The organism is uncultured Cellulomonas sp. (genome assembly GCF_963527515.1).
Taxonomy (GTDB): Bacteria; Actinomycetota; Actinomycetes; order Actinomycetales; family Cellulomonadaceae; genus Cellulomonas.
Genome location: NZ_CAURTV010000017.1, coordinates 38,659 through 51,020, shown reverse-complemented (window position 1 = coordinate 51,020; position 12,362 = coordinate 38,659). Strand labels below are relative to the sequence as shown.

14 protein-coding genes and 1 pseudogene are annotated in these 12,362 nt (G+C 74.1%); 5 read left to right on the top strand and 10 right to left on the bottom strand.

The genetic code is table 11. From position 1 onward, the window contains the following. From RYN42_RS07100 to RYN42_RS07090, 3 genes and pseudogenes are all read right to left on the bottom strand, one after another. Positions 1-555 (bottom strand): annotated as a pseudogene (locus RYN42_RS07100) (pentapeptide repeat-containing protein); the annotation flags it as partial. Between the two features lie 16 nt (positions 556-571). Next, on the bottom strand, positions 572-859 hold the full coding sequence (locus tag RYN42_RS07095) for a transcriptional regulator (protein WP_315094944.1): 288 nt from the start codon (positions 857-859) through the stop codon (positions 572-574). Next, a complete protein-coding gene (locus RYN42_RS07090; protein ID WP_315094941.1) occupies positions 859-1,422 on the bottom strand; it encodes a hypothetical protein in 564 nt (187 codons plus the stop codon). Before RYN42_RS07090 ends, RYN42_RS07095 begins: the two co-directional genes overlap by 1 nt. Positions 1,423-1,565: 143 nt before the next feature. Here RYN42_RS07090 and RYN42_RS07085 point away from each other — a divergent pair, with 143 nt between their 5' ends. Both RYN42_RS07085 and RYN42_RS07080 read left to right on the top strand, forming a co-directional pair. Continuing rightward, positions 1,566-2,174: an ATP-dependent Clp protease proteolytic subunit gene (locus tag RYN42_RS07085; RefSeq protein WP_315094939.1), complete on the top strand. Its 609-nt coding sequence runs from the start codon at positions 1,566-1,568 to the stop codon at positions 2,172-2,174. After that, positions 2,174-2,776 carry an ATP-dependent Clp protease proteolytic subunit gene (locus RYN42_RS07080; protein WP_315094938.1) on the top strand — a complete coding sequence of 201 codons (603 nt, stop codon included), beginning with the start codon at positions 2,174-2,176 and terminating at the stop codon, positions 2,774-2,776. The genes RYN42_RS07085 and RYN42_RS07080 overlap by 1 nt, the downstream gene beginning before the upstream one ends. Positions 2,777-2,780: 4 nt before the next feature. Here RYN42_RS07080 and RYN42_RS07075 read toward each other — a convergent pair whose 3' ends face one another. The 5 genes from RYN42_RS07075 to RYN42_RS07055 form a co-directional block, all read right to left on the bottom strand. Next, positions 2,781-3,194: a helix-turn-helix domain-containing protein gene (locus RYN42_RS07075; protein ID WP_315094937.1), complete on the bottom strand. Its 414-nt coding sequence runs from the start codon at positions 3,192-3,194 to the stop codon at positions 2,781-2,783. 94 nt (positions 3,195-3,288) lie between these two features. Then, entirely contained in the window at positions 3,289-4,704 is a 1,416-nt protein-coding gene (locus RYN42_RS07070) for a PQQ-binding-like beta-propeller repeat protein (protein WP_315094935.1), read from the bottom strand. A gap of 14 nt (positions 4,705-4,718) precedes the next feature. After that, the gene (locus tag RYN42_RS07065) at positions 4,719-5,576 is read right to left on the bottom strand and encodes an ABC transporter permease (RefSeq protein WP_315094932.1); all 858 of its coding nucleotides are present in this window, start codon (positions 5,574-5,576) and stop codon (positions 4,719-4,721) included. Further along, positions 5,563-6,555 carry an ABC transporter ATP-binding protein gene (locus tag RYN42_RS07060; RefSeq protein WP_315094930.1) on the bottom strand — a complete coding sequence of 331 codons (993 nt, stop codon included), beginning with the start codon at positions 6,553-6,555 and terminating at the stop codon, positions 5,563-5,565. Before RYN42_RS07060 ends, RYN42_RS07065 begins: the two co-directional genes overlap by 14 nt. A 2-nt stretch (positions 6,556-6,557) precedes the next feature. Beyond that, positions 6,558-7,796: a hypothetical protein gene (locus tag RYN42_RS07055; protein ID WP_315094929.1), complete on the bottom strand. Its 1,239-nt coding sequence runs from the start codon at positions 7,794-7,796 to the stop codon at positions 6,558-6,560. An 83-nt stretch (positions 7,797-7,879) separates the two neighbouring features. Here RYN42_RS07055 and RYN42_RS07050 point away from each other — a divergent pair, with 83 nt between their 5' ends. The 3 genes from RYN42_RS07050 to RYN42_RS07040 are packed head-to-tail and all read left to right on the top strand — an operon-like array spanning position 7,880 to position 10,447. Next, a complete protein-coding gene (locus RYN42_RS07050) occupies positions 7,880-8,533 on the top strand; it encodes a response regulator transcription factor (protein WP_315094928.1) in 654 nt (217 codons plus the stop codon). Between the two features lie 14 nt (positions 8,534-8,547). After that, complete coding sequence (locus RYN42_RS07045; RefSeq protein WP_315094926.1) at positions 8,548-9,852, top strand: ATP-binding protein; 1,305 nt, start codon at positions 8,548-8,550, stop codon at positions 9,850-9,852. Between the two features lie 52 nt (positions 9,853-9,904). After that, entirely contained in the window at positions 9,905-10,447 is a 543-nt protein-coding gene (locus tag RYN42_RS07040) for a DUF1992 domain-containing protein (RefSeq protein ID WP_315094924.1), read from the top strand. Positions 10,448-10,450: 3 nt separating this feature from the next. On the opposite strand, the gene RYN42_RS07035 is transcribed toward RYN42_RS07040, so the two are convergent. Both RYN42_RS07035 and RYN42_RS07030 read right to left on the bottom strand, forming a co-directional pair. After that, positions 10,451-10,681 (bottom strand): hypothetical protein, encoded by a 231-nt coding sequence (locus RYN42_RS07035; protein ID WP_315094923.1) that lies wholly within the window; start codon positions 10,679-10,681, stop codon positions 10,451-10,453. 64 nt (positions 10,682-10,745) lie between these two features. Further along, positions 10,746-12,239 (bottom strand): MDR family MFS transporter, encoded by a 1,494-nt coding sequence (locus RYN42_RS07030; RefSeq protein WP_399552419.1) that lies wholly within the window; start codon positions 12,237-12,239, stop codon positions 10,746-10,748. Positions 12,240-12,362 lie beyond the last annotated feature (123 nt).

Genomic DNA, 12,362 nt, shown 5'->3' with positions numbered 1-12,362 from the left:
GACGAGGTCCGCGTCGCGGTGCCGCGGTCCGGGCCGGTCGGCACGGGCGAGGGCGCTCGCCCGCTCCAGCAGGGGACCCACCCGGGCGCGCCACCCGGCCACGTCCACCTCCCGCAGCGCCGACTGGTCGGCGTCGGCCACCACCGACAGTGCGTCGCGCACGCTGGCCAGGTCCTCGTAGACCGGCGCCGCCGCGGGCAGGGCCAGCGCCTCGGTGAGGTACCAGAGCAGCTCGTGGAGGTGGCGCATCACGGGGAAGGCGGCGAACATCTGGCGCGCGAGGGTCCGGTCCTCCCGCCAGCTGCGTCCGGCGAACGTGCCCTGCGTGATGTGCTGCCCGGCACCGAAGCACTCGTACGCGGTGCAGCCGGGCATGCCGTTCTCCCGCAGGGTCGCGTGGATGCCGCACCGGAAGTCGTCGGCCAGGTGGCGGCACGGGTCGGCGGCCGGCTTGTCGAACGCGAAGTCCGAGGACCGTGCGAACGGCAGCGCCACGCAGCACAGGCCCACGCAGCGGGCGCAGTCGGCGCGCAGCTCCAGCCGGGTTCCGGGCACCCGTCGAGGCTAGCCGTCACTCCACCGCGTCGATCAGCCGCCGCACCGCCGCGACATGGTCGCGCAGCGCCTGCCTGCCGACATCGGTCAGCCCCACCCACGTCGTCCGGCGCCCGGCGTGCGAGCTCTTGCGGCTGCGCAGGTACCCCGCGTCCACCAGCGCCGAGACGTGCTTCGACAGCACCGAGTCGCTGACGTCGAGCGCGGCGCGCAGCGTCGCGAACTCCGCCTCGGACACCGCGGACAACGTGGTGACGAGCTGCAACCGCGTCGGGGCGTGGATCAGCGGGTCGAGCCCGACCATCAGCCGACCGCCAGGAGCACCGCGAAGCCGACGCACGCGATCACGGCGAGCGTGGCGAGCACCCGGGGGGAGGCTCCCCGCGCATGGGCGGCAGGGTCGTGCCGGTAGGTCCGCCACCAGTGGCGGGTGCCGAGCGCACAGCCGATCCCTCCGACCGCGGCCGCGAGCGCGACGAGCCACCACTGCGACTCGAACGCGGCCCAGGTCCCGCCGGCGAACGCACCGAGGTAGACGAGCGACGCGCCTGCCCCGGACGCGAGGACGACCTGGCTGGCCAGACCGTCGACGCGAACCCCGTTGACCCGGCTGAACCGGTGCAGCAGGAGCGCCGCAGCACCTAGGAAGACCGCCAGCCCGGCCAGCACGACGGCGAGCCCGGACACGGTCTGCGCGGCGATGCCGTAGGCGGCGGTGCCCAGCTGGACCGCGACCGCGGCCGCGAGCACCGGGAGGAAGCCGGTGGGCAGCCGCAGACCGGCGGTCAGTCGTCGGCGCGCGTCGTCGGCCACCCCCAGCGCCGCGCGCGGGTCGTCGGGTCCGGCCGGGGGCGGGTTGCTTTCCATGTCGGAAAGTATGGATCCAACTTTCCAAGTTGGCAAGTAGCCGATGTCTGCCGTCGGCAGATCCGCCCACGGCAGACCGGGGGCCCGCCGGCGTCGGCGCCGTGCCACGGTCGAAGAACCAGCCACACCCCACGGAGGCACCCATGGCCACGGCACCACCGCTCGCCCGCCCGTTCGACGACGACCTGTCTACGCGGCTGCTGCACCAGCGCATCGTGGTGCTCGGCCAGGAGGTCGACGACACGATCGCCAACCGCGTCTGCGCCCAGCTGCTCCTGCTCTCCGCGGAGGACCCGCGCCGCGACATCGCCCTCTACATCAACTCCCCAGGTGGCTCCGTGAGCGCGGCGCTGGCCATGTACGACACCATGCGGCTCATCCCCAACGACGTCGCCACGCTCGCGATGGGGCTGGCGGCGAGCGCGGCCCAGTTCCTGCTCAGCGCGGGCACACCGGGAAAGCGGTACGCGCTGCGGCACTCGCGCGTCCTCATGCACCAGCCGTCCGGTGGCATCGGCGGGACCGCGATCGACATCGCGATCCAGGCGCAGAACATGGCGCACGTGAAGCGCACCATGCAGGCGTTGACCGCGGAGCACACGGGACAGTCGGTCGAGACGATCGAGCGGGACGCCGACCGCGACGCGTGGTTCACCGCCGAGGAGGCGCTGGCGTACGGGTTCATCGACCGCGTGGTCGAGCACCTGGACGACGTGCGGCCGGACGCGAACCTGCGACGGGCGGGCCTGTGATGACCGGCCAGTACACGATCCCCGTGGTGATCGAGCAGCGGCCGACCGGGGAGCGCGCGTCCGACGTCTACTCGCGGCTGCTCACCGACCGGATCATCTTCCTGGGCACCGAGATCGACGACGGCGTGGCCAACGTGGTGATCGCGCAGCTGCTGCACCTGCAGTCGGAGAGCCAGGACTCGCCCATCCACCTGTACATCAACTCGCCGGGCGGCTCGATCACCGCGCTGCTGGCCGTCTACGACACGATCCAGTACATCAAGCCGACCGTGGCCACCTTCTGCCTCGGTCAGGCGGCGTCGGCGGCGGCCGTCCTGCTCGCCGCCGGGACGCCCGGCAACCGGCACGTCCTCGAGCACGCCCGCGTCCTGCTGCACCAGCCGTCCGGCGGGGGAGAGGGGACCGCGGCGGACCTGGAGATCCAGGCCCGGGAGATCGCCCGGCTGCGCGAGCAGGTGGACGAGATCCTGCACCGGCACACGGGCCAGCCGCTGGCCAAGCTGCGCACGGACACCGAACGCGACCTGATCCTCACCGCGCAGCAGGCGGTCGACTACGGGCTGGCGGACCGGGTGGTGACGACGCTGAAGGCGATCGGCTGACGCGTCAGGCCGCGAGGAGGAGCACCGCGCCGACCTGACCGGTCGGCGTCGGTGCGGCCGCGCGAGCGGTGAGCGTGGTGACGCTCGCGAGCTCGTGCCGCTCGGACGCGGCGAGGGCGCGGTCCGCGGGTGCCGTCAGGTCCACGACGACGCGCCCCTCGGTGAGCGCAAGCCGGGCGTGCGCGGTGCCCACCAGGTCGACGAGGCGCAGCCCGAGCGCGCGGCAGACGGCGGCGAGCACCTCGGACGACGCCTCCTTGCGACCGCGCTCCACCTCGGACAGGTAGGCGACCGAGACGCGGGCGTCGCCTGCCACGTCCCGCAGCGTCCGGTGCTGGCGCTCCCGCTGCTCACGCAGCACGGCGCCGACGAGCCGGCGGAGCAGCGGCTCGGGCCGGTGCTCGAGGTGGGTCGTCATCGCGTCCTCCGGTGTGTGTCGGGTGCTCCCGCCACGCTAGCCCGCGAACCTCCTCGGTCGGCGTCGGGCCGCTTCTGCCCTGAGCGGACGAGGGTCAGCCGAGCTCGACCTGCTCGCCGCTGGCAGCGTCCCGACCGATCAGCGTCCGGCCGAGCGCGCCGACCTCGATCACCCCGTCCGGGTACGGCGCCCGGAGCACCTCGGTGCCGCTCGCCGGGTCGTAGGCGACGACGGCCGGGACGGCGTCGGCGTTGGTGCGCTCCAGCGCGACGAGGACGTGCTCACCGTCGGTGAGCAGGGTCGAGGGGGTGAGCCCGGGCGCCCCCGCACTGCGCCAGAGCACCCGTCCGGACCGCCCGTCGAGCGCGACCAGCTCACGGGCCGTCGTGACGAACACCCGTCCGCGCAGCACGAGCGCCGTGGTCGTCGACCACACGTCGGTCGTCCACCGCGCGGCACCCGTGCCGGCGTCCCACGCGTGCACGGCGACGTCGCCGGTGAGCAAGAGACCGGGCGCGCTCCCGTCGTCCACGACAGGACGCAGGAGGTCCCCGTCGAACGTCACGTCGGCGTCGGGGTCGCCGTCGCGTGCCACGAGGGTCGTCCGCCAGGTGCTCTCGGGCGGTTGGCCGCGCAGGATGAGGGCTCCGTCGCGGGGGTCCGACTCCCAGCCCCATCCCGAGATGCCGTCCCGGACGACGACGCCGTCGGGGGACAGGAGCGTCAGCTCCCCGGTCGGCCCCGCCATCCCGACGAGGTCGCCCGCGCGGAACAGGTCCAGGTCGCCGATCCCGTCCGCCCACGGCTCCTCATACGTCCAGAGCTCGTGCCCGGTGAGCGCGTCGTAGGCGGTGACGACGAGCGACGTGAAGCGGACGGCGAGCCCGACGACCGCGACGTCTCCGGGGAGGGTGGTGAGCTCGGTCCCGCGCTCCAGCGGCCACCGGGCCAGGACCGACCCGTCGGCGGTGTCGAGGACGACCACCTCGGTGGTGATCGTGCGCAGCTCGTCGGAGCCCGTCCACCCGCCGTCCCTGACCAGGCATACGACGCGGCGTGGCTTGCCCCGCAGCGCGTCCGGCACGCAGCGCGTACCGGCCAGCGGATCCACCGGGTCCACTGCCCGGGCGGGGTCACCGACCAGGGGTGCTGTCCAGCCGGGACCCTCGTCGGCGGGCTCGTACCAGCGGTAGCTCTGCGCACCGTCCTCGCCGCGGAGCAGCACCCCGTACGCCTCGCCGGTGAGCGTGGCCGTGTCCTGCGGCGTCAGGGTGCCGACGACCTCGAGCACGTCGTCGACCGGCGCGAGGACTCCGGGTACCTGGGCGAGGCGAGCCACCGCGGCGTTCTCACGGGCGTCCACCACCCACTGCGTGACGACGAGCGCCGACGCGACCGCCGTGACGCCGACGACCAGCCACCACCGCCGTCGATGCTGTCGCGGGGTGGGCCGGTCGGGATCGGACGGGTCCTCCAGCTCGACCTCGAGCAGGTCACCCGGTCGTCCCATGGCCGGACACTACGTCAGCTCGACACGTCCGCGGTGGTGAACCGGCTCCACGCCAGCGCCCCGAAGATCACCACCCACGCGCCCTGCAGGGCGAGGCCCTGACCGAGCACCCCCCAGTCGGGCTCGAGCCGCAGGAACTCCGCGAAGTCCAGCCAGTGGTGGGTGAGCAGCGCGGGGGCGATCGTCGCGAGCTGCGGCAGCTGGTCGAGGACGCCGCAGACGATCGCGGTGACCACGGTGGCGGCCATCGCGCCGACGGGTACCTCGGTGAGCGTCGAGAAGAACAGCCCGACGGCCACCAGGCCGGTCATCGAGAGCCCGACGTAGACGACGACCGCGGCGATGCGCAGGACGCCGTCGCCCAGGGGCACGGTGGTGCCGGACAGGAGCGTGATCTCCCGCAGCCCGAAGAACGCCGCCCCGGCGACGATCCCGACCACCGCGATGGCCGTCACCGCCGACGCGGCGAACGCGAGCGCGCCGACGGCCTTGACCGCGAGCAGCCGGCCGCGTGCGACCGGGACGGTGAGCAGGTAGCGCAGGGTGCCGGCCGACGCCTCGCCGGCGATGGCGTCCCCGGACGCGATCCCGATGGTCAGCGGCAGCAGGAACGGCAGGCACAGGAACAGCGACGCGACGACGAGGAACAGCCCGTTGCCGGTGACCCGGCCGACGAACCCGGGCCCCTGCCCGTCGAGTGCGGTGTCCTGGGAGAGGAAGAGCACGGTGCCCAGCAGCAGCGGGACGAGCGCGAGGCCGGTCAGCAGGACCAGGTTGCGGCGGCGGCCCAGCACGAGGCGCAGCTCGCTGCGGACGAGCCGGAGCAGCGAGCCTCGTCGTGGCACGGGCGGGGCCAGCTCAGCGAGCGACATCGAAGCCCTCCCCGGTCAGCTCGACGAAGATCTGTTCGAGGTTCGGCCGGCGGACCTCGAGGCCCAGCAGGTCGATGCCGGCGTGCACCAGCGCCGCGGACACCTTCTCCGGCGGGACCCCGCCCAGCAGCGCGGAGACCGTGACGCCCTCCGCCCGGACGTCGGTCAGTCCCAGACCGGTCAGCACCTCCGCAGCGGCTCCGACGTGGTCCACGGACGTCTGCACGGACAACCGGGGCAGGCCGCGCGCGGTCAGCTCTGCGCGGTCGCCCTGCAGCAGCAGGTGGCCGCCGCTCATGATCCCGACGTGCGAGCAGACCTGCTCAATCTCCGCCAGCAGGTGCGACGAGACCAGCACGGTGGCGCCCTGGTCGGCCAGCTCGCGCACCAGGTGGCGCACCTCGCGGGTGCCCTGCGGGTCGAGCCCGTTGGTCGGCTCGTCGAGCACCAGCAGCTCGCGGGGTCGCAGCAGCGCCGCGGCCAGTCCGAGGCGCTGCTTCATGCCGAGCGAGTACTGCCGGTACGGCTTGCCCGCTGCCGCGCCGAGTCCCACGCGTTCGAGCGCCTCGTCGGCGCGCTGCCGGGCCGTGCGCGGGTCCGCGGTGGCATCGCTGGCGTCGAGCCGGCCGAGGTTCGCGCGACCGGTGAGGTACGGGTGGAACGCGGGGCCCTCCACGAGGGCGCCCACGCGCGGGAGCACGTCCGCGCCGGCCTCCGGCATCGCGCCGCCCAGCAGGTGCGCGCGACCGCTGGTCGGCCGCACCAGCCCCAGCAGCATCCGGATGGTCGTCGTCTTGCCGGAGCCGTTGGGCCCGATGAACCCGTACACCGCTCCGCGCGGGACGCGCAGGTCGATGCCGGCGACGGCCACCTGCCCGGACCGGAACCGCTTGGTCAGCTGCTCGGTCCGGATCGCCAGGTCGTCGGACGCGGCCGAAGCCGCACCTGAGGGCGCGGCTCCGGTCGTCCGGTCCGCCACGGTCACTGAGCGGCCAGGGCCTGCAGCGTGGCGCCGGGCACCGCGCCGGCCAGCACGCGGCCGTCGTCGGTGATCAGCACGGACAGCAGCGCGGAGGACAGCAGCCGCCCCTCGGGCACCGGCGTGGTCAGCGTGTCGTACAGCGCGGTGGTGTCGAGGTCGCCCATCGGGGAGCCCGAGCCCTCCTCGGGGACGAACTCGGAGTACAGGTCCGCCGCACCCTGCGAGCCGAACGTCTTGTCGACGCCGGGCAGGTTGGCGGCCGCCGTGGGGTCGCCTGCCACGAGCGCCGCGACGTCCAGGCCCGACGCCTGCACGACGGTGTCCCAGCCGGTGCCGGTGACGGTCACGCCCTCGGGCAGCTCGGTGCCGTCCGCGGTCGCGGGAGCCTGGGTCGGCGCCTCGGGCAGCGGCACCACGACGTCACGCGTCGACGAGCCGGCCGGGGCCGAGAACGCGAGCACGGAGTCGGCGGGCGTCGCGAACGTCACGTCGGTGAACCCGAGCTCGAGCGCGGGGGTCTGGGTGTCGGCCTTGCTCCACACCTGCACGCGCAGCGGGGTGGAGGTCTCGGCGTCCACGGCCACCACGATCCTGCCGACCAGGGTGGTGGTGCTCGTCGGCGTCACCACCAGCTGGTACGCCGCGCGCCCGGCCACCTCGGTCTGCGAGTCGAGCGTCACGGTCGAGGAAGTCCGGGCCAGTCCCACCGCCTGACGGCCGGCCTCCTCGGGCGTCGGCAGGTCGCTCTGCACGGGCAGCTCGCCCGCCTCGGCCTGCTCCTGCAGCTGCGCGAACCGGGCCTCGTCCGCCTCGCTCAGGCGGTAGTGCACGACCGCGTCGTCGCTGCTCGAGTACGTCCACGCCTCGGGCCCGTCCTGCACCACCGAGTACTCCGAGGTCGGACCGAGCAGGGCCACGCGGGAGCGCTCGTCGCCGTCCGACCACACGCGCAGCGTCGAGCTGCCGCCCAGCAGGTTGATCGGGTCCGCGCCGCCGACCGCCCCGAACGGGATCTCCGGCAGGCCCAGCCGCGCCGTGTAGACCACCGTGCCGGACAGCGGGGCCGGCTCGGCGGCGACCACCTGGGCGGCCAGCTCCTCGGGGGTGATGGTCGGCAGGCCGGCGTCGTCGGCCGAGGCGAACAGCGGCGGCGCGACGAAGGCCAGGCCGACGGCCACGGCGGCGACGACCGGCACGGCCCAGCGGGTACGGGGAGACATGGCACGGGACTCGTTCATGGCTCCACTGTGCATCGTCCCTGCTGAGGGCACGCTGAGAGCACGGGAGGCCGACCGTCGCCGGCGGGTGCGATGCTCAGGACATGCGGGTCCTGGTGGTCGACGACGAGCGCGGGCTGGTGCGCGCCCTGCACCGCGGGCTGACCGCGGAGGGCTTCGCGGTCGACGTCGCCTACGACGGCGAGAGCGGCCTGCAGATGGCCGCCGAGGACGGGTACGACGCGATCGTGCTCGACGTCATGCTCCCGCGGCGCAACGGCTACGACGTCGTCACCGAGCTGCGCGCGCGGGACGTGTGGACGCCGGTGCTCATGCTCAGCGCCAAGGACGGCGAGTACGACGTGGCCGACGGCCTGGACGTGGGGGCCGACGACTACCTGACCAAGCCCTTCGCGTTCGTCGTGCTGGTGTCCCGGCTGCGTGCCCTGCTCCGGCGCCAGGGGCAGGTGCGCCCGCCGGTCCTCACGGTCGGCGACCTCGCGCTCGACCCCGCCACCCGCCGGGTCACCCGGGCGGGGGAGACGGTCGCCCTGACCACCCGCGAGCTCGCGCTGCTCGAGTACCTCATGCACCACGCCGACCGGGTGGTGGCCAAGGTCGAGCTGCGCGACCACGTGTGGGACGGCACGGGCGAGGACGTCAACGTCGTCGAGGTGTATGTGGGCTACCTGCGCCGCAAGCTGGGCCGGGACGTGGTCGAGACGGTCCGGGGCGCCGGGTACCGCGTGGCCGGCTGACGGTGGCGGAGCGGGTGCGGGGTGGCTCGCTGCGGCTGCGGCTGACGCTGCTGGCCTCCGGGGCGGTCTGCGTGGCGCTGGTCGTGGGGGCGATCCTGCTCACGGTCGTGCTGCGGGACACCCGGGTCGACGCCCTCGACCAGGTGGTGCGCGACCGCGTCGCCACCGTGGCCGCCCTCGCGGCCGACGACCGCCTCCCGGAGACCCTGCCCGTGGCCGAGCCGGGCGAGATCGTGCAGCTCCTCGACGCCGACGGCGCCGTGCTCGCCACCTCACCGACCGCCAGCCGGACCCTGCCGGTCCTGCCGGCCGACGTCGTGCGGGAGCTGGTCGGTGCCACCAGGACCCAGGAGACGGCGTACGACGACGTGGCCCGGGTCGCGGTGCGGACGACGACGTTCCGCGACGAGCCGGCGACTGTCGTCGCGAGCGTGCCGCTCACCGAGGTGCAGGGCGTGCTGGACGCGCTCCGGGTCGCGCTCGTGGTCGTCGTCCCGCTCCTCACGCTCGCGCTGGGTCTGGGGGTCTGGCTGATCCTCGGCCGCGCGCTGCGGCCGGTCGAGGAGCTGCGCCGGGGAGCCGCACGGGTGGCGTCGTCGGGCGGACCCGGCTCGTTGCCCGTCCCCCCGCGCGACGACGAGCTCGGGGCGCTGGCCCGCACCCTCAACTCGATGCTGGACCGGCTCGAGGCGGGCGCCGCGCGGCAGAGGACGTTCGTGGCCGACGCCGCCCACGAGCTGCGCTCGCCGCTCGCCGCCCTGCGGACCAGCATCGAGGTGGCACGCGCGCACCCGACCACCTACCGGCAGGACGAGCTGGCGGCGGACCTCGAGGGTGAGGTGCTGCGCATGCAGGCGCTGGTGGACGACCTGCTGCTGCTGGCACGCGTCGGGTCGACGCCGTCGGTCGTCGACGATCTCGACCTCGCAGTGATCGCCCGGGACGTCGTGCGGCCGGGAGGTCCGGTACCCGTCGTCGTCACCGGTGCCGGGCACGCCCGGGGCGACCGGGCGGGGGTCGGCCGGGTGGTGCGCAACCTCGTCGACAACGCCGTGCGGCACGCAGCCGACCGGGTGGAGGTCGTCGTGTCGGACGGGCGGGTCCGGGTGGACGACGACGGTGCCGGCCTGGCCGCAGCCGACCGCGAGCGCGTGTTCGAGCGCTTCGTGCGGCTGGACGACGCACGGGAGAGGGACGCGGGCGGCAGCGGGCTGGGGCTGGCGATCGCCCGGGAGATCGCGCGCGAGCAGGGCGGCGACGTGGTGCTCGGCGAGGCCGACCTCGGCGGGCTGCGGGCCGAGCTCCGGCTGCCCCGCTGACGACGCGCGCGGCACGTCGTACCGTGGTGACGACGACCCCCCGGAGGTGACGATGCCCGAGCACGACCCGGTGCGCGACGCCGCCCGGTACCGCGTGGAGCGGGACCGCCGGCCTGACGAGGCGGAGCCGGACCGCCCGCCCGGGCGGATGGAGAACCGGCATCTGTGGGTCGACGTGGTCGTCGACCAGGCGATCGCCCGCGGGGAGTTCGACGACCTGCCGCTGGCCGGCAAGCCGATCCCCGGCATCGGAGCCGGGCACGACCCGGACTGGTGGCTCAAGGCGCTGATCGAGCGGGAGCAGATCACGGGAGTCCTGCCCGAGGCGATCCAGCTGCGCAAGGACGACCCCGTGCTGCAGGAGCGGCTGGACCGGCTGCACCACGAGGCCGACGTGCGAGCGGCGCTCGACGAGTTCAACGCGCGGATCGTCTCGGCGCGTCGTCAGCTGCTCGGCGGACCGCCCGTGGTCACGCCCCTGCGGGACGTCGAGTCGGAGGTGCGGCAGTGGCACGCGCGGCGCCGGCCGCCGCAGAGCACGCCCCCGGCACCCGTCCGGGAGCGCCGCAGGTGGTGGCGTCGGTCGGAGGGCTGATCCTCAGGCGCGGTCCTCGAGGGCCGGCAGGATGGTGGTGGGGATGGCGAAGGCCAGCGTGATCGCGAGGATCGCGCCGCCGAACGCCCAGGCACCCCACTCGCCGACGTTGAACGCCACCGCGAACAGGGCCATGCCCAGCACGAACAGGAGCGCGGGGAAGACGACGCTGAGCATGCGCGCGGGGGTCGCCTTGCCGTCGTCCTCGCGAGGCTCGATCACCGGGTAGCTCATGGACGGCCTCCTGAGGGGCTGCGGGTGGCCCCCGGCGTGGTCCGGCCGGGGGCCTCCAGCGTACTCAGTGGGCGAGGACCTCCGCCGCGTCGTCGGTCCCGGCCCCGTGCCCGGACGGGGCGGCCCGCACGAAGAACGCGGCCGGGATCGCCGCGAGGGAGATCCCTGCTCCGACCAGGAACGCGGCGTGGATCCCGCCCGCCGTGGCGCTCACCGTGCCGGCGCCGCCGGCCAGCAGGGTGGCGCTCTGCGCGGTGAGCACGGTGACGAACAGCGCGGTGCCGGCCGCACCCGCCACCTGCTGCACCGTGCCGACCATGGCGCTGCCGTGCGAGTACAGGTGCGGCGGCAGCGAGCCCAGCGCCGAGGTGAACAGCGGCGTGAACATCAGGGCCAGGCCCGCGCTGAGAGTGACGTGGCACGCGAGCATGAGCCAGGGCGAGCTGGCGGCGGTGAGCAGGGTGAACCCCCACGCGCTCGCGCTCACCACGACCGCGCCGGGGACCAGGAGGGGACGCGGGCCGAACCGGTCGTAGGCGCGTCCCACGCTCGGCGCCAGCAGGCCCATGAGCAGACCGCCGGGCAGGAGCAGCAGGCCGGTCTGCAGCGCCTCGAGCCCGAGCACCGTCTGCGCGTACAGGGGCACCAGGATCAGGGTCCCGAACAGCGACATCATGCTGATCGCCATCACGCCCACCGAGATGGTGAACGTGGACGAGGAGAACGTGCGCAGGTCCAGCAGGGCGTCGTCGATCCTCTGCAGGCGCAGCTGGCGCAGGACGAAGACCACCAGCGCGACCGCACCCGCCCCGAGCGAGAGCCAGGTCGTCGTCGAGATGCCGGTGGTCGCCGCCGCGCCGAGCCCGCTGAGGCCGTAGACGATCCCGCCGAACGCGACGGCCGACAGGATGACCGAGGCGATGTCCACCCGCGCGCTGCGGGTCTCGGTCAGGTTGGGCAGCCGGACCGCGCCGAGCGCCAGCGAGCCGAGCGCGATCGGCAGGACGAGGGCGAACAGCCACCGCCAGTCCAGCACGCTCAGGACCAGGCCCGACAGGGTCGGACCGAGCGCCGGGGCGACGGAGATGACGATGGAGATGTTGCCCATCGTGCGCCCGCGGCTCTCCGGCGGCGTCACTGTCATGACCGTCGTCATGAGCAGCGGCAGCATGATGGCCGTCCCGGTGGCCTGCACGACGCGACCGACGATCAGGGCGTCGAAGCCGGGCGCCAGCGCGCAGATCGCGGTGCCCAGGCTGAACAGGGTCATCGCGGCGAGGAACGTGGTCCGGGTGGTGAACCGCTGGATCACGAAGCCGGTCACCGGGATGACGATCGCCATGGTGAGCATGAACGCCGTGGTCACCCACTGCGCGGTGCTGGCGGGGATCGCCAGGTCCGACATCAGACGCGGCAGGGCGACGCCCATCACCGTCTCGTTGAGGATGACGACGAACGTCGAGATCAGCAGGAGCCGGACGGCCAGGCGGTCCCGCGCACGGGTCGCGTCCGCCTCGTCCGAGGGAGGGCGGGTGGTGGTCAGGGTCTCGTCGGTCACAGCGGTGCACCTCGGGATGGGAGGGAAGGGTGTGTGGCGCGGCCGACGAGGTCGGCGCGGACGGTCTGCACAGTGTGTGCGGTGCGACCCGGCGGGGTCGACACCTTTCGCTGCCAGGAGACG

Bases quoted from the DNA above. Each gene is read 5' to 3' on its own strand.
- RYN42_RS07085 (WP_315094939.1), top strand. From the start codon at position 1,566: ATGGCCACGGCACCACCGCTCGCCCGCCCGTTCGACGACGACCTGTCT.
- RYN42_RS07070 (WP_315094935.1), bottom strand. From the start codon at position 4,704: ATGGGACGACCGGGTGACCTGCTCGAGGTCGAGCTGGAGGACCCGTCC.
- RYN42_RS07075 (WP_315094937.1), bottom strand. From the start codon at position 3,194: ATGACGACCCACCTCGAGCACCGGCCCGAGCCGCTGCTCCGCCGGCTC.
- RYN42_RS07065 (WP_315094932.1), bottom strand. From the start codon at position 5,576: ATGTCGCTCGCTGAGCTGGCCCCGCCCGTGCCACGACGAGGCTCGCTG.
- RYN42_RS07050 (WP_315094928.1), top strand. From the start codon at position 7,880: ATGCGGGTCCTGGTGGTCGACGACGAGCGCGGGCTGGTGCGCGCCCTG.
- RYN42_RS07080 (WP_315094938.1), top strand. From the start codon at position 2,174: ATGACCGGCCAGTACACGATCCCCGTGGTGATCGAGCAGCGGCCGACC.
- RYN42_RS07055 (WP_315094929.1), bottom strand. From the start codon at position 7,796: ATGAACGAGTCCCGTGCCATGTCTCCCCGTACCCGCTGGGCCGTGCCG.
- RYN42_RS07095 (WP_315094944.1), bottom strand. From the start codon at position 859: ATGGTCGGGCTCGACCCGCTGATCCACGCCCCGACGCGGTTGCAGCTC.
- RYN42_RS07035 (WP_315094923.1), bottom strand. From the start codon at position 10,681: ATGAGCTACCCGGTGATCGAGCCTCGCGAGGACGACGGCAAGGCGACC.
- RYN42_RS07040 (WP_315094924.1), top strand. From the start codon at position 9,905: ATGCCCGAGCACGACCCGGTGCGCGACGCCGCCCGGTACCGCGTGGAG.
- RYN42_RS07090 (WP_315094941.1), bottom strand. From the start codon at position 1,422: ATGGAAAGCAACCCGCCCCCGGCCGGACCCGACGACCCGCGCGCGGCG.